Consider the following 26689-nt stretch of genomic DNA (forward strand, 5'->3'; position numbering starts at 1 on the left):
AGCAGGAACAGTGGAGCAGGGGACACCGGCATGACGGACGACACCCAGGAAACCGCCGCGCCCTCCCGGCGCGCGCTGATCGGCTGGGGTGGTGCCGGGCTCGCGCTCGGCGCCGTCACGGCCGGTGGCGCGGTGGCGATGACGCGCACCGGCGAGTCCACCGACGACGCGGACCCGGTCGGCGCCGAGACGGGCGCCGCGGTCCCCTTCCACGGCGCCCACCAGGCCGGCATCGCCACGCCGGTGCAGGACCGACTGCACTTCGCCGCGTTCGACGTGACCACCGAGGACCGCGCCGAGTTCGTCCAGATGCTGAAGGACTGGACCGAGGCCGCGCGGAGGATGACCGCCGGACACGCGGTCGGCGAGGGCGCGTACGGCGGGCTCGCCGAGGCTCCGCCGGACGACACCGGGGAGGCGCTGGGGCTGAAGCCGTCACGGCTGACCCTGACGATCGGCTTCGGGCCCAGCCTGTTCGACAGGTTCGACCTCGCTGACCGACGGCCGAAGGCCCTGGTGGACCTGCCCCAGTTCGCCGGCGACAACCTCGACAAGAACCGCAGCGGCGGCGACCTGTGCGTGCAGGCCTGCGCGGACGATCCGCAGGTCGCCGTGCACGCGATCCGCAACCTGGCCCGGATCGGCTTCGGCAAGGTCGTCATCCGCTGGTCGCAGCTCGGCTTCGGCAAGACGTCCTCGACCACGCCGGACGCGCAGACCCCGCGCAACCTGATGGGCTTCAAGGACGGCACCCGCAACATCGCGGGCACGGAGACCGACCGGCTGAAGAAGTTCGTGTGGGTGGACTCCGCCGACGGCCCCGAGTGGATGAACGGCGGCTCCTACCTGGTCGCCCGCCGTATCCGGATGCACATCGAGACATGGGACCGCACCTCGCTGCAGGAGCAGGAGGACATCTTCGGGCGCGACAAGGGCGAGGGTGCCCCGGTCGGCAAGGCCAAGGAGCGTGACAAGCCGTTCCTTAAGGCGATGATGCCCGACGCGCACGTCCGGCTCGCCCACCCCGAGTCCAACCACGGGGCGACGATCCTGCGCCGCGGCTACTCCTTCACCGACGGTACGGACGGTCTGGGCCGGCTGGATGCGGGGCTGTTCTTCCTCGCGTACCAGCGAGACGTCCGCGAGGGGTTCGTCCGGATTCAGCGCAACCTGGCCAAGGACGCGCTCAACGAGTACATCCAGCACGTGGGTTCGGCGCTGTTCGCCGTCCCGCCGGGCGTTCGCGGCGCGGACGACTGGTGGGGCAGCACGCTGTTCTCCAAGGAGGCGTAGCCCGTGTTCTCCAACTACCTGATCGGTCTGCGCGAGGGGCTGGAAGCCAGCCTCGTCGTCTGCATCCTCATCGCGTACCTGGTCAAGACGGGCCGCAGGGACGCCCTCAGGCCCATCTGGATGGGCATCGCGGTCGCGATCGTGCTCGCGCTCGGTTTCGGCTGCGCGCTCGAATTCGGCTCGCAGGAGCTGACGTTCGAGGCGCAGGAGGCGCTCGGTGGGTCGCTGTCGATCGTCGCGGTGGTCCTGGTGACGTGGATGGTCTTCTGGATGCGCCGCACCGCCCGGCATCTCAAGTCGGAGCTGCACGGCAAGCTGGACGCGGCCCTCGCGATGGGTACGGGCGCGCTGGTCGCCACCGCGTTCCTCGCGGTCGGCCGGGAGGGCCTGGAGACCGCTCTGTTCGTGTGGGCGTCGGTGCACGCGGCCAGCGACGGCACCCCGCGCCCGCTGGTCGGCGTGGCCCTCGGCATCGCGACGGCGGTGTTGCTCGGTTGGCTGTTCTACCGGGGCGCGTTGCGCATCAACCTCGCCAAGTTCTTCACCTGGACCGGCGGCATGCTGGTCGTGGTGGCCGCGGGCGTGCTGGCGTACGGCTTCCACGACCTCCAGGAGGCGGACTGGCTGCCGGGCCTGAACGACAGGGCCTTCGACATCAGCGACACCATCCCTCCGGACAGCTGGTACGGCACCCTCCTCAAGGGAGTCCTCAACTTCCAGCCCGACCCGACGGTCCTCCAGGTCACGGTGTGGCTGCTGTACCTGGTCCCGACGCTCGCGCTGTTCCTGGTCCCGGTAGGGTTCGCCTCCGGGAAGGGGAAGGTGAAGGAACCTGATGAGCAGGGATCGCGGCCCTCAAAGGCTCCGCAGGCTTGACCGGAGCGCACTGATAGCGGCCTCACTGACCGCTTTGTCGTTGACAGCGAGCGGCTGTGTGGTGGTCCACGGGGAACGGGAGGTACTTCCCGGGGCGACCCGCGCGGAGGCCGCCAAGGCTCTGCGGCAGTTCACAACCGCGTACAACGCGGCCGACAAGGCGTACGACAGTTCGCTGGACGCCGACCATGTGACCGGCGCCCTCTCCGACATCGACAAGGCCCGGTTGAAGGCCGGCGCGACGACCAACCCGGACGGCAACCCGGCGCACACGCCGCTGAAGCTGTCGGACGCGAAGTACACGATCCCGAAGAAGGCGGGCTGGCCACGCTGGTTCGTCGCGGACGCGGCCGGCAACAAGGGCGGCAGCGCGCGCTGGCTGATCGTGTTCACCCGGGGCGGCCTGGACGAACCGTGGCAGGCCGCCTATCTGACGCTGGTCGCGCCGGACAAGGTGCCGGAGTTCAAGAAGGACGCGGACGGCTGGGCCGAGGCGGTGCCCGTGAACTCGGCCGAACTCGCCGTCGCGCCCAAGGACTTGAGCAAGGACTACACGACGTATCTGAAGAGCGGCGGGACGTCCTTCGCGGCCGGTCCGCACACCGACCAGTGGCGTGCGCAGCGCGCGAAGAACGCAAAGCGGCCCGGCCTGGCCACCCAGTACATCGACGAGCCGCTGACCCGTGGCGACTACGCGCCGCTCGCACTGCGCACGTCCGACGGCGGTTCGCTGGTGTTCTTCACCACGCACCACTACGAGAAGCAGACGGCCGCCCCGAACGCCTCGGTGCCCAGCCCGGGCGAGGCCGTACTGGCCCTGACGACCGGTGAGATCAAGCAGTCGCTCACCATGGAGTTCGTCTCCAACGAGGTGGCTCTGGACCCGGCGAAGGGCGCGGGCGACCCGCGGGTGACCCTGTTGGGTCGGATCCAGGGTCTGACCTCGGGGCAGGGGTCGTAGCGGATCCGACGCCGGCTCAACGGCGGGAGGGCCAGGCCGCGTTCGCGTGGTCGGACTCCTCGCCGACGTGGCGGGCGCAGGCGTCGGTGAGGACTTCCAGGAGGGTCAGCGGGTCCGGCAGCGGGTGTTCGAGACCGCGGACCCAGCCCACGCCCTGGCCGCCGGGGAGCCGGGCGGGCGGGACGAGGACGTAGGAGCCGCGGCAGTGCCAGCGCAGGCCCGGGTGTTCGTCCATCGTCTCGGGGTGGCAGTCCAGTTCGCAGGGCCACCACTCGTCCTCGACCTCGGGGGTGCCGCGGGTGAGGGTGAAGAAGAGCAGCCGTCCGTCGTCGCTCTCGGCCACCGGGCCGACGTCGATACCGGCGTCGAGCAACCGCTCCAGGGCCTCAGCACCGGCATCCAGCGGCACGTCGAGGACGTCGTGCACCATGCCGGTCGCGGTGATGAAGTTGGCCTGCGGCTGATGGCGGGCCCAGCGCTCGATCTGCCCGCGGTCGGTGGTCGACTGGGTCTGCCAGGCGAACGACACCGGGTGCCGGGCGGGGGTGGGACAGCCGACGCGGTCGCAGGAACATCGGTAGCCGGGGGCGGGATACGCGGCGGGAGCGAGCGGCAGGCCCGCTCCGGCGGCGGCGAGCAGCAGAGCCTCACGGTCGCCCTCGTCGGCGGCGACCTCCTTCGGGCGGCGTCCGCGCAGCCATTGGGAGAGTTTGCCCTGCCGGTTGGTACGGCCACCGAACTCCGCGCTCATCTATCCCCTTCGCCTCGCTGTCGTGCGAACCACCATGCCCTATGGTCCCACCTTCCTCTGCTCCGGGGGGCCGGGAACTGACATGAGGGGTAGGGACTGCCTCACACCGCGATCATGTGTCATCACAGGCTTTGTCAGGACTTTCCCGCCTGCCCGTCGACCCTGCCCGTCGACAAGGGGGTCAGCGGGGCCCGATGCCGTGGAGGGCGTAGTCGACGAGGGTGTCGGTGTACTCGTAGGAGATCGGGCCCGTGTACTGGAGCCAGCGCTGGGCGAGGGGTGAGACCCAGAGTTCGAGGGCGATGCGCGGGTCGATGTCCTGACGGACCTGGCCGGCCTCCTGCGCGGCGCGCACCCGGTCGACGTACAGCTGGAGCGACGGGGCGAGGAGCTTGGCCATGAAGATCCGCCCGAGCTCCTCGTTGACGACCCCCTCGGCGGCCAGCGCGCGGGAGGGGACCTCGAACCGGGGGTCCTTGAGCTGATCGACGGTGAGCCGCAGCACGGCCTTGAGGTCGGCGGCGAGGTCACCGGTGTCCGGGATCGTGAACTCGTACTCGGGCCCCGCCTCACGCGAAGCCTGTTCGGAGAGGTCGAGGAAGGCCTCCAGCAGGACGTCGGCCTTCGACGACCACCACCGATAGATCGTCTGTTTGCCGACGCCGGCGCGAGCGGCGATGCCCTCGATCGTCGTCCTGGGATAGCCGACCTCCCCGACGAGGGCGAGGGCGGCGTCGTAGATCGCGCGACGGGACCGCTCGCTGCGACGGGTGCTGTCGGGCACGGGCTGGGCGGACTTCTTGACGGCCATGGGGCGAATTTATCACTTGACAAGACGGACCGTCTCGCCAGACTCTAAGTAAGAAGCCAACCGAGACGATACGTATCGTCACTACCAAAAGGGAACCAGGAGGAGACCTCATGTCCCGTGGTGGATCAGGAAACATGCTGGGAGTCGGCGGCACACGAAGCAACCTCGGCCGCAGGGCCCTGCGGGGCGGTGGGCGCGGCGGGGGTATCGGCGGCGGCCTGGACCCTCAGGCCCAGAAGCGGGAGCTGCTGCGCAGGCTCCAGGAGAAGCGCCAGGAGGAGGCCGAGAGCAAAAAGACGTCGTGACCGGAGTCACGACTACCGGTCCGCGGGGGGCCAGGCGTCGCCCCAGTCCGCATCGCGGGCCGCTTTGTAGAGGTCGCCGTGGCGCTTGGTGACCGTGCGGCGGCTCAGCCGCTCGTCGGTCTCACACAGGTCGAGCAGGACCTGGCCCTTGCGGATCTGGGGGCGCCGGACCACCCGGGAGGGGGCCGGCGCCACCGGGAAGCGAGCGGCGGCGACATAGGCGAACTTCTCGTCCTCGTAAGCAAGTGAACCGCCCTTGACCTGGCGGTGCAGGGAGGAACGGCTGACCCGGGCCGAGAAGTGACACCAGTCCTGGCCGGGGACGATCGGACAGGCGGCGCTGTGCGGACAGGGCGCGGCGATCTGGAACCCGGCGGCGACGAGTCGGTCCCGGGCCTCGATCACGCGGGCGTAGCCGTCGGGGGTACCTGGTTCGACGATCACCACGGCCCGCGCGGCGGTAGCGGCGGCGTCGACGAGGGCGGCGCGATCGGGGCCGGTGAGTTCGTTGAGGACGTAGGAGACAGTGACGAGATCGGTCGCCTCAAGAGTGAGCGCCGTTCCGATCCGGGAGCGCTGCCAACGGGTGTTCCGCAGGCCCGGGTTGGCGGCGGCGACCTCGCGACCGAGGGCGAGGGCGGGCTCGGACCAGTCGATCACGGTGACGGGTCGCTCGCCGTCCCAGGTGGCGCTGACCGCCCAGGTAGCCGCGCCGGTGCCGCCGCCGACGTCGACATGGTCCCCGGGAGCCCACTCGGGGACGGCCGCCGCGAACGCGTCCAGAGCCGACCGTACGGCCTCGAAGGTGGCGGGCATGCGATACGCGGCGTAAGCGGCGACGTCCGCGCGGTCACGAAGAATCGGAGTGTCAGTCGGAGTGGTGCCCCGATAGTTGGCGATCAGTCGCTCCACCGCCTGACCGGCCTGCCGGGCCGGAAGCCCATCAAGCAGAGCGGCAAGAGCGGCACGCAGGGTCTCGGCCGGAGCTACAGGGGCATTCACCCGGCGATTCTACGGCCGCCCACCCGCAGACAAGTACGGCGCCAGGGGGCTGCCCGCAGACGAGTACGGCGCCAAGGGGACGCGTCGGGGGGTGTCCGCCCGCAGCGGTTGGCGCGTCAACACGGGCCCCTTTCCAAGTAACCGATTCCGCGCCGTTCCGAGGACGGACACCCCCCGACGCGGCCCCGACCCCCCACCCGCACAAGCCGCCGCAGACACCCGCCCCCCACGCCCCACGCCCCCCCCCACACGCCCTACGCCCCCCGCACAGCCCGAGCCATCCAAGTCCCCACAGCCGCCCTGGGCCCACTGTCCGGCGACCGTCTCCGCGGATGGACCGTGTTCGCGAGCAGAACCAGAAACGTGTCCGTAGCCCGGTCCAGCACCAGCGAGGTACCCGTGAAGCCGGTGTGCCCGGCCGCTCCCCGACCCGCCAGTTCGCCCATGAACCAAGGCTGGTCGAGGGCGAAGCCCAGCCCCGGCGGGGTGAGCAGCAGTTCGACGAAGTCCGGGCCGAGGATGCGGGCCGGCCCGTACGAGCCGCCCGCGAGCAGAGTGCGGCAGAACACCGCAAGGTCCCGGCCGGTAGAGAACAGGCCCGCGTGACCGGCCACCCCGCCCAGCGCCCAGGCGTTCTCGTCGTGGACCTCGCCCCGCACCATCCCCCGGTCGGTCTTGGCCCAGGGCCGCCGCTGGTCCTCCGTGGCCGCCGCGCCGGGACAGGGCCCGAAGCGGGTCGCCGTCATGCCCAACGGGCGGGTGATGCCGGCGTGGACGAGGTCGTCGAGGGTGCGGCCGGTGACACGTTCGAGGACGTGCTGAAGCAGGAGCGGATTCAGGTCGGAGTAGGTGTACGTGCCGGACTCCCCCACCGGACGCTCCGCGCGCAGCAGCGCCAGGCGTTCCCCGGCGTCCACGCAGGCGTACAGCGGGAGTTCGGGACGCAGCCCGGAGGTGTGGGTGAGCAGTTCCCGCACGGTGATGCCATATGAGGCGGCGGCACGGAAGTCCGGCAGGAACGCCCCGACCCGCGTGTCGATGCCCAGTGTGCCCCGCTCGATCTGCTGAACGGCGGCGACGGCGGTGAACAGCTTGGTGAGGGACGCCAGGTCGAAGGGAGTGTCGACGGTCATCGGGACGCGGCCGTCGACCGGGAGCTCCACGCCGGTGTCCGACTCGGGATCGTAGGACGCGTACCGGACGGCCCAGCCCGCCGCCTCCTCCACGGCGATCACGGGGCCGCGCCCGGCGACCACCACGGCGCCGGGCGCCCAGGGGCGCTCGCCGGTGGTGAGTTCGTGGACGTCCTCGACGAGGTGACGCAGTTGCCGCGGGTCGAGTCCGGCCCGTTCAGGTGTGTCGTGGCGCAGTCTCGGTGCGCTCAGCTCTCCTCCCCCACTTTCGGCTCCGGTCGAGCAGGAGGAGCACCCTCCGCGACCGCACGCGTCTGCCAGGGACGGCACATTCCCACGAAGCAGGCACCCGCCACCAGTACGGCGGCCAGTTGGACGACCGCCATCGGTACGGCGGTGTCCTCGCCGGCGATCCCGACGAGGGGCGCGGCGAGCGCGCCGACGAGGAAGGACGAGGTGCCCAGCAGCGCGGAGGCCGCACCGGCGGAGTGCTCGACCCGCATCAGGGCGAGCGCTTGGGCGTTGGGCATGGTCGCGGCGATCGCGGACATCACCACGAACAGCCCGACCGCGATCGGAGCGAGCCCCACCTTCCCGAAGACGCCCGTCGTCATCAGCAGCAGCGCGACCGCGGCGAGCCCGAGGACGACGAGGCCGGCGGCGAGCACCTTGTCCAGGCTGACCCGGCCGACCAGCAGCTTGCCGTTGATCTGGCCCATGAGCACCAGCCCGACGGAGTTGGCGCCGAACAGCAGGCTGAAGGTCTGCGGGGAGGCACCGTAGATCTCCTGGATGACGAACGGGGACGCGGAGATGTAGGCGAAGACGACGACGAAGGCGAAGCTGCCGGTGAGGACGTAGCCGCTGAAGACGCGGTCGGCGAGCAGCGCGCGCATGGAGCGCAGGGCTTCTCCGACGCCGCCGCCGTGCCGGTCGGCCGGGGCGAGGGTCTCGGGCAGCCGGGTCCACACGAGGGCGGTGAGCGCGATCCCGACGACGGTCAGGACGACGAACACGCCCCGCCAGTCGGTCACCCGCAGGATCTGCCCGCCGACGAGCGGCGCGAGGATCGGGGCGACCCCGGAGATCAGCATGAGGTTGGAGAAGAAGCGGGCCATGGCCACGCCTTGGTAGAGGTCGCGTACGACGGCCCGTGCGATCACTATCCCGGCGGCGCCCGCGAGGCCCTGTGCCAGCCGGAAGACGACGAGGAGTTCGACGGTGGGCGCGAGGGCGCACACGGCGGTGGCGATGACGTAGATCATGAGGCCGATGAGCAGGGGGCGCCGACGGCCCCATCTGTCGCTCATCGGGCCGACCACGATCTGCCCGAGGGCCATGCCGACCAGGCAGGCGGTGAGGGTGAGCTGGACGGTCGCGGCGGGCGCGGCGAGGGACTCGGTGACCGCCGGGAGCGACGGGAGGTACATGTCCATCGCCAGCGGGGGCGTGGCGGTGAGGCCGCCGAGGACGAGGGTGACGAGGAAGCCGGTGCGGCGGAGGCCGGGCGGCGGACCGGCGGGGGCTGTCGCGCCGGGTAGGGCCGACGGGTTCGGGTCCGGGCCGGAGTGCGCCACGGTCGACTGCGATTCGTGCGGTGTCGACGCCCCACGCTCGGGCATGTGCCCCTCCCTCTCCCTGTGATCCGCCACCTATGCTCTCAGCTCGTACGGAGTGCCGAGGGTCACGTGAGCGAAGGTGGGGCCGGGATGACGGAGCGGAGCGTGCGCTGGGGGATCCTGGCGACGGGCGGAATCGCGGCGGCGTTCACCGCGGACCTGGTGGATCTGCCGGACGCGGAGGTCGTGGCGGTGGCCTCGCGGACCGAGGAGTCGGCGAAGGCGTTCGCGGAGCGGTTCGGGGTCCCGCGGGCCTACGGCGGCTGGGAGGAACTCGCGCAGGACGAGGACGTCGACGTCGTGTACGTCGCCACCCCGCACTCGGCGCACCGGGCGGCGGCCGGGATGTGTCTTTCGGCCGGGCGGAACGTGCTGTGCGAGAAGACGTTCACGCTGAACGCGCGGGAGGCCGAGGAGCTGGTCGCGCTGGCGAAGGAGCGCGGGAGCTTCCTGATGGAGGCCATGTGGATGTACTGCAACCCGCTGATCCGGCGTCTCAGCGACCTGGTGCGGGACGGCGCGATCGGCGAAGTGCGCAGTGTGCAGGCCGACTTCGGCCTGGTGGGGCCCTTCCCGCCCACGCACCGGCTGCGCGACCCGGCGCAGGGCGGCGGCGCGCTACTCGACCTCGGGGTGTACCCGGTGTCGTTCGCACAGCTGCTGCTCGGTGAGCCGGCGGACGTCTCGGCGCGGGCGGTGCTCTCCGAGGAGGGCGTCGACCTCCAGACGGCCGCGCTGCTGTCCTGGGAGAGCGGCGCGCTCGCCTCGGTGCACTGCTCCATCGTCGGCGGTACGGCCACCACCGCCTCGGTCACCGGCTCGCAGGGCCGTATCGACATCCCGTACGGCTTCTTCCACACCGACCGTTTCGTGCTGCACCGGGACGGCCGTGACCCGGAGGAGTTCGTGGCGGGCCCGGCGGGCCTGCGACACGAGGCGGTCGAGGTGATGCGGGCGCTGCGGGCGGGCGAGACCGAGTCCCCGCTGGTGCCGCTCGACGGCACGCTCGCGGTGATGCGGACGCTCGACGCGATCCGGGACCGGGTCGGCGTCCGCTACCCGAGCGAGACGGGTGAGCCGGAACTCACCCCGGCCTGATCCGTACGCTGCTGGCCCATGAATGCCATGCGAACGAATTCCACGCGAACCATGAAGAACTCGAAGATCGCGGTGGTGACCGGCGCGGGTTCCGGCATCGGCCGCGCGGTCGCACTCGAACTGCTGGGAGCAGGCTGGTCGGTGGCGCTGGCGGGCCGTCGCCCGCAGCCCCTGGAGGAGACGTCAAGGCTGGCCCCCCAAGCCCCTGAGGGCTCCGCCGACTCGCAGGGGACGGGCGCCTCGATCGCCGTCCCCACGGACGTGTCACAGCCGGACGAGGTGGCCGCACTGTTCGCCGCCACCGTGGCCCGCTTCGGGCGGGTGGACCTGCTGTTCAACAACGCGGGGACGTTCGGTCCGGGTGGAGTGCCGGTCGAGGAGCTGCCCTACGACGCCTGGCGGCACGTGGTGGACACCAACCTGAACGGGGCGTTCCTGTGCGCGCAGGCCGCGTACCGGCAGATGAAGGAGCAGGACCCGCGGGGCGGCCGGATCATCAACAACGGGTCGGTCTCGGCGCACGCGCCCCGGCCGCACTCGGTGGCCTACACGGCGACCAAACACGCGCTGACCGGCCTGACCAAATCGCTGTCCTTGGACGGGCGGCCGTACAACATCGCGGTCGGGCAGATCGACATCGGCAACGCGGCCACCGACATGACCGAGCGGATGCGGACCGGGGCCCTCCAGGCGAGCGGGGAGCTCGTGCCGGAGCCCGTGATGGACGTGGCCGACGTGGCGCGCACGGTGCGGCACATGGCCGAGCTGCCGCTGGAGGCGAATGTGCAGTTCGCGACGGTGTTGGCGACGGCGATGCCGTACGTGGGACGCGGCTGAGCCAAACACTCAGGTCGTCGCGGGCTCAACTTCCACAAATGGAATTGAGCATTCCACACCCATTCCGGCCGGTCGTGCGCATATGCTCTCCATGTCCTCCACGAGAGCTTCACACTTGGAGGACGCGGCTTCCGTTGACCGCACCCGAGGGGGGACGCGGCAGCCGTTCCACCGCACCGGGTGGGGGTGGACCTCGCGTGGGACCGCGAGGTGCGCACCGGTGCGGAGGAACGGCTGCCGCATTCATTCAACTCTTCGGTGTTTCTTATCCCCTACACATCCCGTACCCAGCGTGACGCAAAGGTTCCTCCCTAGCTTGTGGCAGCGCCCACAGCGGGCGCCAAGAACCTGCGAGGAACGGGATGTTTGGCATCTATCTCAAGCGCGAGCTGAGCCGGCGCAAGAAAGCGGCTCTGGTCGTCGCCCTGGGTCTGGCGCTCGGTATCGCACTGGTCATCACCGTCAACTCGGTGTCGGCGGGCATGCAGCAGGCGCAGGACAAAGTCCTGCAGTCGCTGTACGGCCTCGGCACCGACATGACGGTGGCCAAGGCCAGAACGGCGCCCACCGGCAACAGTTCGGGCAGACCGAACTTCGAGTTCGACGCCAAGTCGGACGACGACGAGGAGCAGAGCTCCGACCGGGTGACGACACAGGGGGGTCAGGCCCTGAAGTCCTCGCTCGTCGCGAAGGTCTCCGCGCAGCAGGGCGTGGCGAGCGCGGTCGGCGCGCTCACCCTGAACGTCACCAAGGTCGACGGCTCCTTCACCCAGGGCAAGGCGCAGAGCACGACCGGCGACAGCCAGTCCCAGGGGCAGGGCCAGGGCGGCCCCGGCGGCGGCAACAGCGGCAGCACCGCCGCGCCACGGGTGCAGGGCGGCGGCGCCTCCTTCGACGTGAACTCCTACTCCGTCGCCGGCGTCGACGTCACCGACCAGACCCTCGGCCCGCTGGCGAGCTCGAAGATCACCTCGGGCAAGACGTTCACCGCGTCGCAGACCAGTGCGAAGGTCGCGGTGCTCAGCAAGTCGTACGCCAAGGAGAACAAGTACAAGGTCGGCTCGACCTTCAAGATCTCCGGCACCAAGTACACGGTCATCGGCATCGCGACCCCCGACAGCAGCGAGGCCACCACGGACGTCTACCTGCCGCTGAAGCAGGCACAGACGCTGGCCGACGCGAAGAACCAGGTCACCACGATCTATGTGAAGGCGACCGACTCGAAGCAGATCGCGACCGTCAAGTCGACGATCCAGAAGAACATCTCCGGTACGACGGTGACGACCTCCGCCGATCTCGCCGACACCGTCTCCGGGTCCCTGTCCACGGCCTCGAACCTGGCGGCCGGTGTCGGCAAGTGGCTGTCGGTCGCGGTGCTGATCGCCGCCTTCCTGGTGGCCGCGCTGCTGACCTCCTCCGCGGTGTCCCGGCGGGTGCGTGAGTTCGGCACGCTGAAGGCGCTCGGTTGGCCGAGCCGCCGGGTCACCCGGCAGGTGGTCGGCGAGTCGATCGTGAACGGCCTGCTCGGCGGCGCCCTCGGGATCGCGCTGGGCCTGGGGGCCGCGTACACGGTCACCGCGATCAGCCCGAAGCTCACCGCCCAGCTCGGCAACACCGGCGGTGGCGGCGGTGGCGGTATGGGCGGCGGCCCCGGAGGCGGTGGCGGCCCGGGTCAGCAGGCCACGCAGAACACCCTGGAGATCGCCCTGACCGCACCGGTCTCGCTGACCACCATCGCGCTCGCGGTGGGCCTGGCGGTCGCCGGCGGTCTGATCGCCGGTGCCATGGGCGGCTGGCGCGCCTCGCGGATGCGGCCCGCGGACGCCCTGCGCAGCGTCTCGTAACCGCCCCTTCTCCTCCGCTCTTCCTCTCTCCAAGCTACGGAGCATCCATGTACAGACTCACCGGCGTCACCAAGCGCTATACGCGCGGCAAGGAGACGGTGGAGGCACTGCGTGGCGTCGACCTCACCATCGAGGACGGCGACCAGCTCGTCATCCAGGGCCCCACCGGCGGCGGCAAGTCGACGCTGCTGCAGATGATCGGCGGCCTGGACCGTCCGTCCGAGGGCAGCGTCGAGCTGGACGGCGTCGACCTCGGCACGATCAGCGAGGCCAAGCTGACCCGGCTGCGCGCCGAGAAGATCGGGATCATCTTCCAGGCGTTCAACCTGATCCCGACGCTGACCGCGCAGGAGAACGTCGAGACCGCGCTCGTCCCGCTCGGCGTGAAGCCGGCCGAGCGGCGCGAGCGGTCCGCGGAGGCACTGCGGTCCGTGGGCCTCGGCGAGCGCCTCAGCCATGTCCCGACCGAACTGTCCGGCGGTCAGCAGCAGCGTGTCGCGATCGCCCGCGCGCTGGTCAAGCAGCCGCGGGTGCTGCTCGCCGACGAGCCCACGGGCAACCTCGACGAGGGCACCCGGGACGACATCATGGCCCTGCTCGAAGGGCTGTGGCGGGAGCACGGGCTGACGTTCGTCCTGGTGACCCATGACTCGTCGATCGCCCGCCGGGCACCGCGCGTGGCCACCATCAAGGCCGGGCAGATCAGCCTGACCGAACAGGCCGTCCGCATCTGATGCCCACCCAGGGGCCGCTCACCACCCTCACCGCCCGAGGACCCGGTCGACCTCGGCCAGTTGCTCCGCGGTGAGCGGCCCCTTCTCCAGCGCGCCCGCGTTCTGTTCGGCCTGCGCGACCGAACGGAAGCCGGGAATCGGGACCGTGCGCGGGCTGCGCGCCCACAACCAGGCAAGGGAGCCCTGGGCGAGCGTACGGCCGTCGCTGGTGAGGATCTCCCGGAGCGCGTCGACACGGGCGAGCCAGTCGGGGGCCGCACCGGAGCCCTCGTCGAAGCCCTGGAGCCAGACCGGCGGACGGCTGCGGATGTCCCCGGCCTCCAGCGCGCCCTGGCGTTTCCCGGCCAGCAGCCCCATCGCGAGCGGACTGCGGTTGATGCTCGCCAGGTTCGACTGCTCGCACAGGGCGAGCATTTCGGGCGCGTCCTGCAACACGTTGATCGCGTGCTGTACGGCCGTACAGTGCTCGCCCGTCGCGAAGACGGCGGCGCGGGCCGGGTCGTCGGTGCTCCAGGCGTAGCCGCGGATCAGGCCCTCGCGTACGAACTCCTCGCAGGTATCGCGGAGTTCGGCGGCCCGCTCGGGGTCGGCGTCGGAGAGGTGCAGTTGGTAGAGGTCGACGTGGTCGGTGCCGAGGCGGGTGAGGGATGCCGTCAGGGCGCGGCGGGCGTGGGCGGGGGTGTCGTCGGCGCCGGTGCGGGTGCGGGTCTCCTCGTCGAAGACGTTGCCCCACTTGGTGGCGACGACCACGTCGTCCCGGCGCTTGCCGAGGGCCCGGCCGAGGACGCGTTCGCTGTGGCCGGCGCCGTAGGTGTCCGCCGTGTCGAAGAACGTGACGCCCAGGTCGAGGGCGCGCCGGACCGCCCGTACGGACTCCTCGTCGTCGACCTTGCCCCAGCCCAGCGGCTGTCCGTCAGGCGACTGCCATTCGCCGCCGATCGCCCAGCAGCCGAAGCCGAGGGCGCTGACCTCGATGCCGCCGCGTCCCAGTGTCCTGGTGGTCCCCGTGGTCCCCGTGGTCCTGGTGGTCCCGTTGGTCTCCATACCCGCGCACGCTAGAAGTTGGAGTGCACACCAACGCAAGCCCCGTGCCGCGGTTTTTCAGGCCTGCCCGGTCTCGAAGCGGGAGATCCTGCCGTCGTCCGCCACCGTGAACGTCCACTTGGTGCGCATCTCGCCCCAGGTGTCGTTGCTGTAGCGGGCGAGGAGGGCGCGGCCGCCCTGGGACTCGTTGTCGACCTCGAGGTGGCCGTGGGAGGAGAAGATCTCCCGGTCGGTCCAGTCGTCGAGGTCGCGGTCGGAGCCGTCGTCCGCCATGGTCGCGCCGGGGGCGAGGAGCGCCTGGAAGGCGTCGCGGTCATGGGCGTTGACGGCGGCGACGAAGGCCCGGACGGCCGGGTCCCTCAGTCTGGCGGTCTGAATCGTCATGCCAGTCAGACTCACACCGCTCCCCCGGCCCCGCCACCCGAACGGCAACCCGGGCACACCCGGGAGGTGTGAGGGGTGGGACGGTGGACACGCGGAGGGGACTGACCCTGCTGTCTGTTCCAGGAGACATCGTGACCTCATACGACCGACGTGATCTGGGCCTGCTGCTGCTCCGGCTGGGGACCGGCGGGGTGCTGGCCGCGCACGGCGCGCAGAAGCTGTTCGGGTGGTTCGGCGGACACGGGCTGGAGGGGACCGGCCAGTTCTTCGAGTCCGTCGGATACGAGCCGGGCAAGGAGAGCGCGGCGGCCGCGGGACTGGCCGAGGCCGGCGGCGGCACACTGCTGGCGCTGGGCCTCGCGACCCCGGCGGCCGGCGCGGCGGCGGCCGGCGCCATGACGGGCGCGGCCGCGGTGCACAAGCCGAACGGGTTCTTCAACCAGGGCGGCGGCTACGAGTACGCGGCGTCCCTGGGGCTGATGGCCGCCGGTCTCGCCGTCACCGGGCCCGGCCGGCTCTCCCTGGACCACGCGCTCGGCCATGCCGTCAACCGGAACTGGATGGTCCCGGCGGCGTTCGGGGCGACCGGGCTGGTGACGGCGCTGGTGGTGGGCGCACGCAACCGGCGGCTGCGGAAGCGGGAGGACGGCGAGCAGGAGGCGTTGTTCGAGGAGACGTTCGACGAGTAGCGGCGACGGGTGAAGGCGGCCGGGCGGCGGGTGAGAACCGCTGTCGTGGCGGCCGGGCCGCGTGACAAGCTGCCCGCATGACTGATCAGGCCGCCCCGCCGGACGTCCCCGCCGACCTCTGGTCCACCATCGACGACCTGTACGCCTGGCTCGAGACCAACCGTCCGGTCGACGGTCAGTCGGGCCTGCTGCTGCGCCTGCTGAAGCTGTCGGAGGAGGTCGGAGAGGTCTCCGAGGCGGTGATCGGGACACTCGGCCAGAACCCGCGCAAGGGCGTCTCGCATACCTGGGAGGACGTCCAGGGAGAGCTGTGCGACGTGGTGGTCACCGCCTTGGTGGCTCTGCGCACGCTCACCCCGGACACCCGTGATGTCTTCACCCGGCACTTGGCCGGGGTGCGGGAACGCTCGCTGGGCTCCGCGTCCGCAGCCTGAGCACCGTGCCCTCGCCGTTGGCCGACAGCAGCAGGGAGCCGTCCCGGTCGGCGGCGAGGCCGGCGAAGCGGCGGGCCCAGCCTGGCATACCGCCCGCGAACAGGGCGGGCTCGGTGATGGGGACGACTCCCGGGGGCGGGCCGACCGGCAGGTCCTCGGCCTCGGTCCGGCGCTCCCCCGTGGCCAGGGAGACGGACGTCAGCCTGCGGTGCGCGGTCTCCACCGTGAACAGCTCCCCGTCCAGGACCGCGAGTCCCTGCGGTGCGCCGAGCCCGTCCGCGAGGACCGTCGTCGTTCCGTCCTCCTCGATCCGCAGCACCGCCCCGCGCCGCTCGTCGCTCACATAGCAGCGCCCCTCCGCGTCGAAGGCCACGTCCACGGGGTGGTCGAGCCCGTCGGCCCGCACGGTGAGGGTGTCGGTGTCGTCGAGGGCCACCACGCGGCCGGCGTCCGCCTCGGCGACGACGAGGGCTCCGTCCGGCGCCACCGCGATACCGAGGGGCCGGCGCAGCCCCCGGGCCCGTTGCCGGGTGGTTCCGGTGGCGGGGTCGTGGGTGCGGACCTCGCCGTACTGCGAGGTGTGGTGCAACAGGCCGCCGTCGGCGGCGACACCGTGGGCGAAGGGCAGCAGGGAGAGGGTGGTCACGCCGGCCGGTTCGGTGCCGTCGGTGCCGCTGCTCGGTTCGCCCTCGTGGGAGAGCGCCGGGCTCGCCAGCCGGTAGTGGTCGGCGGCGCACACCGTCCCGCCGAGGTCGACCGTGACACCGTAGGGGCCGTCGAAGCCGCGGGGGACGATCTCGCGGGTGCGGCCGTCGGGGTGCAGTTCGGTGATGCCGCCGCCCGCGTAGCTGGAGACGAACATGCGGTTCTCGGTGTCGAAGGCCGCGTTGTCCAGGCCCTTCAGGCCGCTGGTGACGAGGCTGCGGGTTCCGGAGCCGTGCAGGTCGACACGGGTGACGATGCCCTCCACGCCCCGGGACAGGACGTGCAGGACACCGCCCTGGTCGAAGCGGACGGCGACCGGCTGGTGCACGTCCTCGGCGACCACCTCGGGCGCGCCGCCGTCCGGGGGGATCCGCCAGACCTGGCCGGTGAGCATGTGCGGGTAGTACAGGTGGCCGTCCGGGCCGCGCTGCATCGCGTTGCCGAGAGCGAGGCCCTCGGTGAGGACGACCGGATCGCCGCCGTCCGGGAAGAGCTCGAGGAGCCGTCCGTCGGGCTTCATCTCGTTGACGAAGAGCCGGTCGCCCACGCAGGTGATGCCGTTGGGGTTGATGACGTCGTCGCTGACGAGGGTGTACGTCCCGGCAGGGGTGCGGCGCCACACCCGGCCGGGGACCAGGTCGGCGATGTACATCGAGCCGTCCGCGCCGAAGGCGAGGTCGTCCGGCGACTGGACCGGGCCGTCCATCGGTACGATCACGTCGAGGTCCCCGGTGGCGAGGTCGAGGACGCTGATCCGTCCGGCCAGGAACTCGGCGACGTACAGGCGCCCGTCGGGGCCGAAGGCGACGCCGTTGGAACCCCACAGCCGGTTCGGCGGGCCGAGCCGGCTCGCCCGCCAACGGGCGCTGGTGGGGCGGTGGGTGCCGGTGTCGTCGAAGCGGCTGGGGTGCGCGGCCGGGGCGCTCATTCGGTGCCGGCCAGGACGTCGTCCATGCCGCCGTCCCGGCGCCAGCGGGCCAGCAGTTCGTGGAAGACGACCGGTCCGTCGCCGAACTGCTCGCTGCGCTCCCGGGGCCGGCCCTCGTTGTTGTAGTAGCCGGGGGTGCACTCGGCGTGGAACCGGTAGAGGTCCGGCGCCTTTTGACGGATCGTCGCCACCCACTCGCCCTCGGCCTCGGCGCTCGGTTCGACGTACCCGGCTCCCCGTTCCTGTGCCTCGGCGACGACCGCGGCGACGTGCGTGGCCTGTTCGTCGAGAATGTGGACGTAGTTGACGGCGGACGCGTTCTGCATCGGGCCGAGCTGGAAGAGGTTGGGGAAGCCGTGGGTGTAGAGGCCGTGCAGGGTGCGCGGGCCGCCCTGCCGCCAGGCGTCCCGCAGCGCGAGTCCGCCGCGGCCGTACGCGGGCAGCTGTCCGGAGATCAGGCCCGAGACGCCGACCTCGAACCCGGTCGCGAAGATGACGCAGTCCACCTCGTACTCCACCCCGCCCACCACGACGGCGGTCTCGGTGATCCGCTCGACGCCGTGAGTGTCGGCGGTGTCGACGAGGGTGACGTCGGGCCGGTTGAAGGTCTGGAGGTAGTGGTCGCTGAAGGCGGGCCGCTTGCACATGTAGCGGTACCAGGGCTTCAGCTTCTCGGCGGTCTCCGGGTCCTCGACGACGTCCGCCACGCGGTCGCGGATCTCGTTCATCTTCTGGAAGTCGGCGATCTCGTAGGCGCGTTCGCGTTCCTCGGCCGGGACGTCGGCGTAGGCGTTGGTCGGGATGAGCTTCTCCTGGAGCCGGGAGCTGCTGGTCCAGGAGTCGTTCACCAGGTCCTGGTCCGTGCGGACTCCGGTGACCACCTTGAGGAAGTTGTCGCGGCGCTCACGCTGCCAGCCCGGTTTCAGGGAGCCGGCCCACTCCGGGTCGGTGGGGCGGTTGTCGCGTACGTCGACGGAGGAGGGCGTGCGCTGGAACACGTACAGGTGCCGGGAGTCGGCGGCGAGGTGGGGCACCACCTGGATGGCGGTGGCGCCGGTCCCGATGAGGGCGACGCGCTTGTCGGCGAGCCCGGTCAGTCCGCCGTCGGCGTCGCCGCCGGTGTAGGCGTAGTCCCAGCGGCTGGTGTGGAAGGTGTGGCCCTTGAAGGTCTCGATCCCGGGGATGCCGGGCAGCTTGGGCTGGCTGAGGGTGCCGCTGGAGACCACGACATAGCGGGCCCGGATCCGGTCGCCGCGGTCGGTGGCGACCAGCCACTCCGACTCGGCCTCGTCCCAGCGCAGTTCGGTCGCGCGGGTCTGGAAGCATGCCTCCTCGTAGAGCCCGAAGTGACGGCCGATCGCCCGCGCGTGCTGCCGGATCTCCTCCCCCGGCGCGTAGCGCCACTTCGGGACGTAGCCGACCTCCTCCAGGAGAGGCAGGTAGATGTACGACTCGATGTCGCAGTGGATGCCCGGGTAGCGGTTCCAGTACCAAGTGCCGCCGAAGTCGCCGCCCTTGTCGATCACCCGGATCGACTCCACACCGGCCTGGCGCAGCCGGGCGGCGGCGAGCAGACCACCGAAACCGCCGCCGACGATCACCGCTTCCACCCGGTCGTGCCGGGGCTCGCGGGTGAACTCCCGGTCGGCGTGGGGGTCTTCGTCGTAGGACTCGAACTCGTCGGCGAAGCCCTGGTATTGGGTGCTGCCGTCGGGGCGGATACGACGGTCGCGTTCGGCGCGGTACCTGGCGCGCAGGGTGTCGGGGTCGAAGCCCAGGCCACTCGGGTCGGGGAGGGAGGGGGGTGGGGGAACCGGCATGTCTCTCCTCGGTCGTGGGAGTCTCCACTCTACTTACTGCTTGCCTGACTCAAGTAACCGTATTTTCCGCCGTGTTGGGCCGGAATCGACTCGTCCGGCCCATGCGGCCCGCCCTGTTCGTGCGGCTCGACCGGCTCGACCGGCTCGTGCGGCGGCTTCGCGGGGTCAAGCCGGTGTCCAGCGGGCGTTGCCAGACTCGGGGCGGCGCGGCGGCTGCGGATGCCGTCGGCGATCCGGAGTGATGCAGATGTCTCCGTCACCGGACGCGGCGACCGAAGCCGAGACGCCGACGCGGGCGGCCCGGCGCTGGCCGCTCACCGTGCTGCGGACGTCCACCTGCGTCCTGCTGCTGCTGACGCTGGCGCAGCCCGTGCTGGCCGGGATGTTCATCACCGGCGACACCGATCTGCTGGACCTGCACGCGCTCAACGCCACCCTCGTCTCCGTCATGAGCTGGCTCACGGTCGCCGCGGCCGTGACGCTGTGGCGCCCCGGTGGCGGCCCCGCGTGGCCGATCGGGCTGACGCTGCTGATCGCCGGACTCGTCGAGGCGCAGAGCGGGTTCGGCTACGCCCGGCAGCTGTACCTGCACATTCCGCTGGGCGTCGCGCTGGTCGCCGGACTGACCGCGCAGACGTACTGGGTGTTCGCCCACCGGCCCAGGGCCCTTCTGATGGATCAGAGGGGCCCTGACAGCCGTACGGAGCACGGGAGTCGATGACCATGCGGCCGAGCCGACGGACCCTGTTGAAGGCGGCCACCGCCACCGGGCTGGCCGCGGCGGGCCTCGGCACCGCGGGGTGCGGGGCGCTGACCCGGGAGGTGTCGGGAGAGCAACTGCGCAGCCGGGCGCGGCTGCCCGCCCCGTTCCGGGTGCCGCTGCCGGTGCCGGTGCCGGCGACCCCCACCCGGGGGCCGGACGGCGGCGACCACTACGAACTGGTGCAGCGTGCGGCCCGGACGGAGATCCTGCCGGGCCTGCGGACCGAGGTGTGGGGCTACGACGGCCGGTTCCCGGGGACCACCCTGGTGGGCCGGTCGGGGCGTACGACGACGGTACGGGTGCGCAACGAGCTTCCCGTGCCGACCTCCACCCATCTGCACGGCGGAGTGCAGGCTCCGGAATCGGACGGCTCCCCGCTGGACCTCGTCCTCCCGCCGGGGTACGCCTCGGGCGCGGGCGCTTCGGCGCACGGTGGGCACGGTTCTCACGAGGCGCACGCCGGGCACATGCGGACGCGGCCGGGTGACTGGACGTACACGTCGGGAGCCAAGACGTACACGTATCCGCTGGAGCAGCCGGCCGCGACGCTCTGGTACCACGACCACCGGATGGACTTCAGCGCGCCGCAGGTGTGGCGCGGGCTGGCCGGGATGTTCCTCGTGCACGACGACGTGGAGGACGCCCTGCCGCTCCCCCGGGGCGAGAAGGACATCCCGCTGATGATCTGCGACCGGGCCTTCGAGGAGGACGGCGCGCTGCTCTACCCCTCCCTGGACCCCTCGCTCACCGGTGAACCGGGGGTCGAGGACGCGTACATGGAGGGTGTGACGGGGGACGTGGTGCTCGTCAACGGGGCGCCCTGGCCCGAGTTGGAGGTCTCCGGCTGCCGGTACCGGTTCCGGATCCTCAACGCCTCCAACGCCCGCCGCTACCGGCTGGCCCTGGAGCCCGGTCCGCGCGAGGGCACCGCGTTCGTGCAAGTGGGCAGCGACGCGGGGCTGTTGCGGCGGCCGGTCACGCACGACACGCTGCCGGTGGCGCCCGGGGAACGCTTCGACGTGGTCGTCGACTTCGCCGCGTATCCGGTCGGCTCGACCGTCACCCTGGTCAACACCCTGGGGGCGGGAGGCACGCGATCGGTGATGCGGTTCCGGATCGTCCGCCGGGAGCGGGAGGCCAGCCGGGTTCCGGAGCGGCTCGCCGGCGTGGCGGCGGCCCGGGCCGAACGGGCGGTGGCCGAGCGGCGGTTCGACTTCCGGCTCACGTCCGGAAGCGGCGGGGAGCTGTGGACCATCAACGGCCGGCCCTTCGACAGTGCGCGGATGCTCGCGCGGCCCCGGCTCGGCACCGTCGAGCGGTGGCGGTTCAGCAGCGACTTCCACCATCCGGTCCATCTGCACCTGGCGCACTTCCTGGTGGTCGCCCGGGGCGGCGGGGCCCCACTGCCGAGTGACGCGGGCTGGAAGGACACGGTGGACGTGCGGCCGTACGAAGTGGTGGATGTGCTGGTGCGGTTCCGCGGGCACCGGGGGCGGTACATGGTGCACTGCCACAACCTGGAGCACGAGGACATGGCGATGATGGCGAACTTCGAGGTCGTCTGACCCGACCGAGCTGGTCGAGCGGTTCCGGCCGACCGAGCCGACCGAGCCGACCGGTGGCGGGGGCGACGGCTCGTGGCGAAGTCCGGGTGGGGCCGGACCTCCCACGGCCGTCGGCTCACGCGGCGAACATGTCCAGCACCCTGCGGCCCGGCCCGCGCTGCGGGTGGTCGAGCAGCAGGTCCCCGCCGAGGATGGCCCGCTGGAGCCGCTGGAGCCGGGGCGAGGGATCCAGGCCCAGGTCCTCCACCAGGCGGTGGCGCAGCTTGGTGAAGGTCGCGAGCGCCTCGGAGGGGCGTCCGGAGCGGTAGAGGGCGATCATGTGCTGGGCGTGCAGACCCTCGTGGAGGGGCTGACGAGCCGTCAGTACCACTAATTCGGTGAGGAGTTCGGCGTGCCGGCCCAGGTACAGCTCGGCGTCGATTCGGCGCTCCAGCACACCGAGCCGGCTCTCCTCCAGGCGCACCCGCTCGATCTCCAGCACGGCGCCGCAGCGGATGTCCGCGAGGGCCGGGCCGCGCCACAGGTCGAGCGCCTCGGTGTACACCTTGACCGCGGCCTCGTCCTCGCCGGTGTCGAAGAGACGCTGGCCGTTGGCCGCGAGGCGGTCGTACTCCAGTACGTCCACGCAGTCGGTGGGCGCGATGAGGCAGTAGCCGCCGTGCCGGTAGACCAGGATCTCCTTGGCGTTGCAGCGCCCGCGGACCGAGGCGTCGATCAGCCGGCGCAGTCGCAGGATGTAGGTCTGGAGGGTGGTGGACCCGGTGCGCGGAGGGTTGTAGCCCCAGAGCTCCTCCATGATCATCGACACCGGAACCACTCGGTTGGCGTGCAAGGCCAACAGGGCCAGGATCTGGCGCATCTTGGCTGCGGACGGCAGGACCGGGGCGCCGTCCTTGTCCGCGTTGAGCGGCCCCAGCAGGGTGATATCCATCTGGTCCCCAGGTGGCTAGGAAGGGACGTACGAGCGCTCGGTGCCCCCGTACTTTGCGTAGTACATCGACAGTCCCATGGGCGGGACCTCGGCCAACAGTGCAGGCATCCCCGGTCCGCGGTGACCCCGTCAGGGGGCCGACTATGAAGGATTCACGGCTGGTTCCGGAGACAGGACGGGCGAGTCGGCACGGATGCGGTGACCGTTCGAATACCATGCGTGCGGGTACGTGCGCGGCATCACGGCCGTCGGGCGGGGGAGGTCTGGCTTGATCCGCATCGTTATCGCTGAGGACATGCACATGGTGCGCGGTGCACTGGTGGCACTGCTGGAGATGGAACCCGATCTCAAGGTGGTCGCGCAGTTCGATTCCGGGGACCGGTTGGTGCCGACCGCCTTGGAGTTGCTGCCGGACGTCGCGATCGTGGACATCGACCTGCCGGGGCTGGACGGGCTCAGTGCGGCCGACCAGTTGCGTACGGCGGTGCCGACGTGCCGGGTGCTGATCCTGACGAGTCTCGGGCGTCCGGGTACCTTCCGGCGGGCCATGGCGGCGAAGGTGTCCGGGTTCCTGCTGAAGGACGCGCCGCCGGACCAACTGGCGGACGCGGTACGGAGGGTGGCGGCGGGGGGCCGGGTGATCGACCCCCAACTGGCGCTGGCCGCCTGGGAGGTGGAGGAGAACCCACTGACGCGGCGCGAGGTCGAGGTGATGAAACTGGCCGCCGACGGAGCGGAGGCGATGGAGATCGCCACCCGTCTCTTCCTCTCCATCGGCACCGTCCGCAACTACCTCACCAGCGCGGTCACCAAGCTCAACGCCCGCAACAGAGTGGACGCGATCAGAATCGCCGAGGACAACGGGTGGCTGACGTGAGGGGGGTGGGCGGCGCGGACGTCTGATCCGTCGCCGACCCGAACAGCGGGCAGCTGCCGTGTGAGCTACGACGGGTTCCGACACCGGTGCGCTGCGGCGGCTGCGGGCTGCGGGCTGCGGGCTGCGGGCTGCGGGCTGCGGGCTGCGGGCTGCGGGCTGCGGGCTGCGGGCTGCGGGCTGCGGGCTGCGGGGGCGCGTGAACCAGCCGGGGCGACCGAAACCAGCCTGTGCGACCGGGCGTGGGGGGGGCCGCGCCGCCCGGACCGACCGGGCTCCAGGGCGGCCGAGCCGCCAACGCACCTCTCCAACCGCCAGCCCACCAACGGCCGTTCGGACCCGATGGTCCATCAGCCCCAGCGGGTCAAGCCGGGCCGTGCGGCCGGGGCACGCGGCCGTGCGGCCGGGGCACGCGGCCGAGCCGTGCGGCTTGCCGCTGGGTGACGCGCGTCGACCTGGTCGGGTTCAGGAGTGTGAGGGGTTCGGCTGGGGGGCGGACGCCGGGGTGCGGGGGACCTCGGCGGTCAGGCGGAACCAGCCGGCGTCATCCGCTCCCGCCGTGAGCCGGCCGCCTATCTCCTCGACGCGGGTGCGGAGGTTGCCGAGGCCGCTGCCGCCGTCCTGGGAACCGGTGCGGCGGGTTTCGTCGGCGCCGTCGTTGGCCACGACCAGACGGACCAGGGGGCCGTCCGGGCCGCTGGCCGGGTGGGCCTCGATGACGCAGTTCTGGGCCTTGCTGTGCCGCAGGACGTTGGTGACGCCCTCACGGATCACCGTGGCCAGCACCGTCCCGGCCCGCGCGGACACCGGACCGCAGTCCAGGTCGATGCGGGCCTCGATCTCGGCCGCGGTCAGCACGTCCTCCGCGGAGGCGGCCTCGGCGTCCAGGGACATCTCGCGGTAGCCGCGGGCCACCGACCGCACATCGGCGAGAGCCTGCCGGGAGATCTGCAGGATGGCGACCAGTTCCTCGCGGGCGCGCTCGGGCCGGGTGGCCACCAGACGGAACGTCAGCTCGCTCTTGAGAGTGATCGCGGACAGCCCGAAGCCCAGCAGGTCGTGCAGGTCCCGGGCGAAGCGGAGGCGCTCGCGGGCCACCGCCATCTCCGCCAACTCCTCGCGCGCGCGGTGCACTTCGGCCACCAGGTTGGACAGCCGGGTGAGCCCGTAGACGATGAGACCGGTGAGCACGGTGGAGACGACGAGGTAGGAGGAGTCCACCCACCCGGTGCCCTCCGCCACCGCGGCCAGCCCCGTCACCGCCACGATCACACCGAACGCCACCCAGCAGGCCGGCGCCGTGATGATCAGCAGGGACGATCCTGCAAGGAACCCGCCCATACCGCCCCAGGTGACGCTGAAGAACAGCATGGGGACGTACGTCAGGACGGCCTGGCCGAGCAGCGTCCAGAGGCCGTACCGCTCACGGAACCGCTCGGTGCCCGGGTAACTGTGCACGGTCTGGATGGCGAACAGCGCGACGCTGGAGAAGAGACAGGCCGCCAGCAGCCAGGGCCCCGGATCACTGCCGATCACATTGAGCACGGCGATCAGCACGAACCCGCACAGCACCACCAGGACTATGGCGAAGGCCAGTTGCGGAGGGAGGGTGTCGCGCTGCTGTCTATCGGAACGCAGAAATCCGCGCGGCATCCACACACTCCCCCGTTGATGCTCACAACCGTGCCGTCATAGTAGACGGCCCCGGGCCGCGGTGGTGGTCCCGGCCCGGTCCTTCTCCTGCCGTTCAGCCGCGGCTCGCCGCAGCGGAACGTTCCGGCCAGTCGGAGCCGTTGACGGGGACCCGCTCGTCGAGATGGTGAGCGTGGCACCGCCGCTGCTCGTCGGGCAGCGGCCCGAGGACGAAGGACCCGACCGGCGACTCGGTCCGCCAGTCCAGCCCGAGCGCCCCGGCGCCCACGGTGACGTCCTCGCTGCACACCGCGCAGCAGGCCAGCCCCATCGCGGAACCGACCAGGTAGAACGTCTGGATGAGCGCCCCCACGTGCTTGAGCACCAGCGCGTACGCCAGCCCGCTGTACTTCCACGACAGCCGCTGGAAGCGCGAGGTCATGGTGATCAGCACGGGCGGCGGCGTGGCCAGCGCCGCGGCCGCCATCGCTCCCGCGGACAGTTCGCCGGCCGCCGCCGGGTCCTCGTTGACCAGCACCAGACAATGGTCCTGCGGGTCGTAGTAGTGGATGCCCGAAGGTACTTCAGGGCAGTCCCGGACGGTGAGATAGAGCTCCAGGTCGTAGGCGGCGCCCCCGGTCGGGTACGGGCGGTCGCTGGCCGGGTAGGCGGTCTCGCCCTCGCCGGCCACGCCGATCGAGCGGACCCGTGCCGTCCGGTACAGGAACTCGCCGAGGGTGCGCAGGCTCAGGGCGGACGTCCCGTACGCGCGCACCGAACGCCGTCCCTCCAGCGCGGCCGTGAACGGCGGGTCCCGGTCCAGGAGTTCGTCGAGGTCGGGCCTCGGCAGCACGGTCACCGGGCCGCTCGGCGGGTTCTTGACGGCGGGCTGCGGTTTGATCTGCGCGGCGTGCGCGAAGGTCGCCCCGTAGTCGCCGTCGTCGCGGCCCATGACCGAGCGGGTGTGGAAGAGCATGTCGTGGGCGGACCAGGTGCGCAGTACCGGGTCCTGGTCCTCCTCGAAGTCCCCGTCGGCGGTCGGGGACACCAGCACCATCCCGGTGCCGATGAGGTAGCCGAGGATCTCCCGCACCACCGCACGGGCCAGCGGGATGTCATCGCCGGCCTTCGCCGCCGAGACGGGCCGGCCGAGCGCCGCGACCACCCACTGGGCCTCGGGCCGGTGCAGCAGCACCCGGTGCAGCGACAGCGGGGACTCCAGCTGGAACAGGTCCCCCTCGCGGCGCATCACCGCGAACCGGGACAGCTTCAACAGGGCGCCCTCGGGCGGGGGTTCGGGGCTGAAGCGGGCGGCGTGGGTGAGGGGGACGGCGGACAGCAGCACCTGACCGTTGTCGGCGAAGGCGAGGGAGCGTACGACCAGGTCCTGGAGCCGCAGCAGGGCGCGCTGCCAGGACAGGTGGCCGGCGCCGGGGGCGACGTTGTCCAGGCTGACCGGCCCCAGGCTCATCCGGCGCAGGGTCTCCACCAGGCCGGGTTCCGGGTCGCGGACCCGCAGGTCCGACCAGCGGCCGTGGAGTTCCACCGCGTTGCCGTCCTCGGCCGTTTCGACACGGACGTCCTCGCGCAGGGACCACAGCGTCGTGATCGTCTCCGGATGGTCGTGGTCGTCGATGCGGGGTGACTGCAGCACGG

25 protein-coding genes are annotated in these 26689 nt (G+C 71.4%); 13 read left to right on the plus strand and 12 right to left on the minus strand.

Translation table 11 applies throughout. From position 1 onward, the window contains the following. Positions 1-30: 30 nt before the first annotated feature. Genes efeB through AB0H86_RS24595 form a run of 3 tightly spaced genes read left to right on the plus strand, consistent with a single transcriptional unit; the run spans position 31 to position 3130 of the window. The gene (gene efeB / locus AB0H86_RS24585) at positions 31-1293 is read left to right on the plus strand and encodes an iron uptake transporter deferrochelatase/peroxidase subunit (RefSeq protein WP_362442579.1); all 1263 of its coding nucleotides are present in this window, start codon (positions 31-33) and stop codon (positions 1291-1293) included. Positions 1294-1296: 3 nt separating this feature from the next. Further along, a complete protein-coding gene (efeU, locus tag AB0H86_RS24590) occupies positions 1297-2169 on the plus strand; it encodes an iron uptake transporter permease EfeU (RefSeq protein ID WP_362442582.1) in 873 nt (290 codons plus the stop codon). After that, a complete protein-coding gene (locus AB0H86_RS24595) occupies positions 2129-3130 on the plus strand; it encodes a hypothetical protein (protein ID WP_362442585.1) in 1002 nt (333 codons plus the stop codon). The genes efeU and AB0H86_RS24595 overlap by 41 nt, the downstream gene beginning before the upstream one ends. A 16-nt stretch (positions 3131-3146) precedes the next feature. Here the strand turns inward: AB0H86_RS24595 and AB0H86_RS24600 are convergent, their stop codons facing one another. Next, the gene (locus AB0H86_RS24600) at positions 3147-3881 is read right to left on the minus strand and encodes a bifunctional DNA primase/polymerase (RefSeq protein WP_362442588.1); all 735 of its coding nucleotides are present in this window, start codon (positions 3879-3881) and stop codon (positions 3147-3149) included. Positions 3882-4062: 181 nt separating this feature from the next. After that, positions 4063-4692, minus strand: a complete 630-nt coding sequence (locus AB0H86_RS24605) for a TetR/AcrR family transcriptional regulator (protein WP_362442591.1) — start codon at positions 4690-4692, stop codon at positions 4063-4065. 110 nt (positions 4693-4802) lie between these two features. On the opposite strand from AB0H86_RS24605, the gene AB0H86_RS24610 reads away from it, so the two are divergent. Further along, complete coding sequence (locus AB0H86_RS24610; protein WP_362442594.1) at positions 4803-4997, plus strand: DUF6243 family protein; 195 nt, start codon at positions 4803-4805, stop codon at positions 4995-4997. A gap of 12 nt (positions 4998-5009) precedes the next feature. On the opposite strand, the gene AB0H86_RS24615 is transcribed toward AB0H86_RS24610, so the two are convergent. The 3 genes from AB0H86_RS24615 to AB0H86_RS24625 form a co-directional block, all read right to left on the minus strand. Continuing rightward, entirely contained in the window at positions 5010-5999 is a 990-nt protein-coding gene (locus AB0H86_RS24615; RefSeq protein ID WP_362442597.1) for a small ribosomal subunit Rsm22 family protein, read from the minus strand. A 254-nt stretch (positions 6000-6253) separates the two neighbouring features. Next, positions 6254-7369: a serine hydrolase domain-containing protein gene (locus tag AB0H86_RS24620; protein ID WP_362443201.1), complete on the minus strand. Its 1116-nt coding sequence runs from the start codon at positions 7367-7369 to the stop codon at positions 6254-6256. 11 nt (positions 7370-7380) lie between these two features. Then, on the minus strand, positions 7381-8754 hold the full coding sequence (locus AB0H86_RS24625) for a multidrug effflux MFS transporter (protein ID WP_362442600.1): 1374 nt from the start codon (positions 8752-8754) through the stop codon (positions 7381-7383). A gap of 87 nt (positions 8755-8841) precedes the next feature. Here AB0H86_RS24625 and AB0H86_RS24630 point away from each other — a divergent pair, with 87 nt between their 5' ends. The 4 genes from AB0H86_RS24630 (at position 8842) to AB0H86_RS24645 (ending at position 13264) form a co-directional block, all read left to right on the plus strand. After that, on the plus strand, positions 8842-9849 hold the full coding sequence (locus tag AB0H86_RS24630; protein ID WP_362442602.1) for a Gfo/Idh/MocA family oxidoreductase: 1008 nt from the start codon (positions 8842-8844) through the stop codon (positions 9847-9849). Between the two features lie 51 nt (positions 9850-9900). Continuing rightward, positions 9901-10686 carry an SDR family oxidoreductase gene (locus tag AB0H86_RS24635; protein WP_362442605.1) on the plus strand — a complete coding sequence of 262 codons (786 nt, stop codon included), beginning with the start codon at positions 9901-9903 and terminating at the stop codon, positions 10684-10686. Positions 10687-11048: 362 nt separating this feature from the next. Then, positions 11049-12530, plus strand: coding sequence for an ABC transporter permease (locus AB0H86_RS24640; protein ID WP_362442608.1), 1482 nt, complete (start codon positions 11049-11051; stop codon positions 12528-12530). A gap of 47 nt (positions 12531-12577) precedes the next feature. Then, positions 12578-13264 carry an ABC transporter ATP-binding protein gene (locus tag AB0H86_RS24645; protein ID WP_362442611.1) on the plus strand — a complete coding sequence of 229 codons (687 nt, stop codon included), beginning with the start codon at positions 12578-12580 and terminating at the stop codon, positions 13262-13264. A 27-nt stretch (positions 13265-13291) separates the two neighbouring features. Here AB0H86_RS24645 and AB0H86_RS24650 read toward each other — a convergent pair whose 3' ends face one another. Both AB0H86_RS24650 and AB0H86_RS24655 read right to left on the minus strand, forming a co-directional pair. Beyond that, entirely contained in the window at positions 13292-14308 is a 1017-nt protein-coding gene (locus tag AB0H86_RS24650; protein ID WP_362442614.1) for an aldo/keto reductase, read from the minus strand. A gap of 57 nt (positions 14309-14365) precedes the next feature. Then, on the minus strand, positions 14366-14692 hold the full coding sequence (locus AB0H86_RS24655; RefSeq protein ID WP_362442617.1) for a nuclear transport factor 2 family protein: 327 nt from the start codon (positions 14690-14692) through the stop codon (positions 14366-14368). Between the two features lie 131 nt (positions 14693-14823). Here AB0H86_RS24655 and AB0H86_RS24660 point away from each other — a divergent pair, with 131 nt between their 5' ends. Both AB0H86_RS24660 and AB0H86_RS24665 read left to right on the plus strand, forming a co-directional pair. Continuing rightward, on the plus strand, positions 14824-15381 hold the full coding sequence (locus tag AB0H86_RS24660) for a DoxX family membrane protein (RefSeq protein WP_362442620.1): 558 nt from the start codon (positions 14824-14826) through the stop codon (positions 15379-15381). A gap of 77 nt (positions 15382-15458) precedes the next feature. Continuing rightward, positions 15459-15815: a MazG-like family protein gene (locus AB0H86_RS24665; protein ID WP_362442623.1), complete on the plus strand. Its 357-nt coding sequence runs from the start codon at positions 15459-15461 to the stop codon at positions 15813-15815. Here AB0H86_RS24665 and AB0H86_RS24670 read toward each other — a convergent pair. Both AB0H86_RS24670 and AB0H86_RS24675 read right to left on the minus strand, forming a co-directional pair. Then, positions 15757-17448 (minus strand): PQQ-binding-like beta-propeller repeat protein, encoded by a 1692-nt coding sequence (locus tag AB0H86_RS24670; RefSeq protein ID WP_362442626.1) that lies wholly within the window; start codon positions 17446-17448, stop codon positions 15757-15759. The two genes, AB0H86_RS24665 and AB0H86_RS24670, sit on opposite strands and share 59 nt — an antisense overlap. After that, positions 17445-19268, minus strand: a complete 1824-nt coding sequence (locus AB0H86_RS24675; protein ID WP_362442629.1) for an NAD(P)/FAD-dependent oxidoreductase — start codon at positions 19266-19268, stop codon at positions 17445-17447. The genes AB0H86_RS24670 and AB0H86_RS24675 overlap by 4 nt, the downstream gene beginning before the upstream one ends. 247 nt (positions 19269-19515) lie before the next feature. Between AB0H86_RS24675 and AB0H86_RS24680 the strand changes: the two genes are divergently transcribed. Further along, positions 19516-19989, plus strand: coding sequence for a hypothetical protein (locus tag AB0H86_RS24680; RefSeq protein ID WP_362442632.1), 474 nt, complete (start codon positions 19516-19518; stop codon positions 19987-19989). Next, positions 19986-21596, plus strand: a complete 1611-nt coding sequence (locus AB0H86_RS24685) for a multicopper oxidase family protein (RefSeq protein WP_362442635.1) — start codon at positions 19986-19988, stop codon at positions 21594-21596. The genes AB0H86_RS24680 and AB0H86_RS24685 overlap by 4 nt, the downstream gene beginning before the upstream one ends. 115 nt (positions 21597-21711) lie before the next feature. Here AB0H86_RS24685 and AB0H86_RS24690 read toward each other — a convergent pair whose 3' ends face one another. Then, entirely contained in the window at positions 21712-22527 is an 816-nt protein-coding gene (locus tag AB0H86_RS24690) for an AfsR/SARP family transcriptional regulator (RefSeq protein WP_362442638.1), read from the minus strand. Positions 22528-22795: 268 nt separating this feature from the next. On the opposite strand from AB0H86_RS24690, the gene AB0H86_RS24695 reads away from it, so the two are divergent. After that, positions 22796-23404, plus strand: coding sequence for a response regulator transcription factor (locus tag AB0H86_RS24695; protein WP_356765135.1), 609 nt, complete (start codon positions 22796-22798; stop codon positions 23402-23404). A gap of 462 nt (positions 23405-23866) precedes the next feature. On the opposite strand, the gene AB0H86_RS24700 is transcribed toward AB0H86_RS24695, so the two are convergent. After that, positions 23867-25054, minus strand: a complete 1188-nt coding sequence (locus AB0H86_RS24700) for a histidine kinase (protein ID WP_362442643.1) — start codon at positions 25052-25054, stop codon at positions 23867-23869. A gap of 94 nt (positions 25055-25148) precedes the next feature. Next, positions 25149-26687, minus strand: a complete 1539-nt coding sequence (locus AB0H86_RS24705; RefSeq protein ID WP_362442646.1) for a SagB family peptide dehydrogenase — start codon at positions 26685-26687, stop codon at positions 25149-25151. Positions 26688-26689 lie beyond the last annotated feature (2 nt).

The sequence above is a fragment of the Streptomyces sp. NPDC050997 genome (assembly GCF_040660135.1).
Taxonomy (GTDB): Bacteria; Actinomycetota; Actinomycetes; order Streptomycetales; family Streptomycetaceae; genus Streptomyces.

What these genes read in the sequence shown, in the direction of transcription:
- AB0H86_RS24690 (WP_362442638.1), bottom strand. Translation starts at nt 22,527, where the DNA reads ATGGATATCACCCTGCTGGGGCCGCTCAACGCGGACAAGGACGGCGCC.
- AB0H86_RS24610 (WP_362442594.1), top strand. Translation starts at nt 4,803, where the DNA reads ATGTCCCGTGGTGGATCAGGAAACATGCTGGGAGTCGGCGGCACACGA.
- AB0H86_RS24685 (WP_362442635.1), top strand. Translation starts at nt 19,986, where the DNA reads ATGACCATGCGGCCGAGCCGACGGACCCTGTTGAAGGCGGCCACCGCC.
- AB0H86_RS24635 (WP_362442605.1), top strand. Translation starts at nt 9,901, where the DNA reads ATGAAGAACTCGAAGATCGCGGTGGTGACCGGCGCGGGTTCCGGCATC.
- AB0H86_RS24595 (WP_362442585.1), top strand. Translation starts at nt 2,129, where the DNA reads ATGAGCAGGGATCGCGGCCCTCAAAGGCTCCGCAGGCTTGACCGGAGC.
- AB0H86_RS24700 (WP_362442643.1), bottom strand. Translation starts at nt 25,054, where the DNA reads ATGCCGCGCGGATTTCTGCGTTCCGATAGACAGCAGCGCGACACCCTC.
- AB0H86_RS24640 (WP_362442608.1), top strand. Translation starts at nt 11,049, where the DNA reads ATGTTTGGCATCTATCTCAAGCGCGAGCTGAGCCGGCGCAAGAAAGCG.
- AB0H86_RS24605 (WP_362442591.1), bottom strand. Translation starts at nt 4,692, where the DNA reads ATGGCCGTCAAGAAGTCCGCCCAGCCCGTGCCCGACAGCACCCGTCGC.
- AB0H86_RS24680 (WP_362442632.1), top strand. Translation starts at nt 19,516, where the DNA reads ATGTCTCCGTCACCGGACGCGGCGACCGAAGCCGAGACGCCGACGCGG.
- AB0H86_RS24600 (WP_362442588.1), bottom strand. Translation starts at nt 3,881, where the DNA reads ATGAGCGCGGAGTTCGGTGGCCGTACCAACCGGCAGGGCAAACTCTCC.
- efeB (WP_362442579.1), top strand. Translation starts at nt 31, where the DNA reads ATGACGGACGACACCCAGGAAACCGCCGCGCCCTCCCGGCGCGCGCTG.
- AB0H86_RS24655 (WP_362442617.1), bottom strand. Translation starts at nt 14,692, where the DNA reads ATGACGATTCAGACCGCCAGACTGAGGGACCCGGCCGTCCGGGCCTTC.
- AB0H86_RS24670 (WP_362442626.1), bottom strand. Translation starts at nt 17,448, where the DNA reads ATGAGCGCCCCGGCCGCGCACCCCAGCCGCTTCGACGACACCGGCACC.
- AB0H86_RS24665 (WP_362442623.1), top strand. Translation starts at nt 15,459, where the DNA reads ATGACTGATCAGGCCGCCCCGCCGGACGTCCCCGCCGACCTCTGGTCC.
- AB0H86_RS24625 (WP_362442600.1), bottom strand. Translation starts at nt 8,754, where the DNA reads ATGCCCGAGCGTGGGGCGTCGACACCGCACGAATCGCAGTCGACCGTG.
- AB0H86_RS24645 (WP_362442611.1), top strand. Translation starts at nt 12,578, where the DNA reads ATGTACAGACTCACCGGCGTCACCAAGCGCTATACGCGCGGCAAGGAG.
- AB0H86_RS24630 (WP_362442602.1), top strand. Translation starts at nt 8,842, where the DNA reads ATGACGGAGCGGAGCGTGCGCTGGGGGATCCTGGCGACGGGCGGAATC.
- AB0H86_RS24650 (WP_362442614.1), bottom strand. Translation starts at nt 14,308, where the DNA reads ATGGAGACCAACGGGACCACCAGGACCACGGGGACCACGGGGACCACC.
- AB0H86_RS24675 (WP_362442629.1), bottom strand. Translation starts at nt 19,268, where the DNA reads ATGCCGGTTCCCCCACCCCCCTCCCTCCCCGACCCGAGTGGCCTGGGC.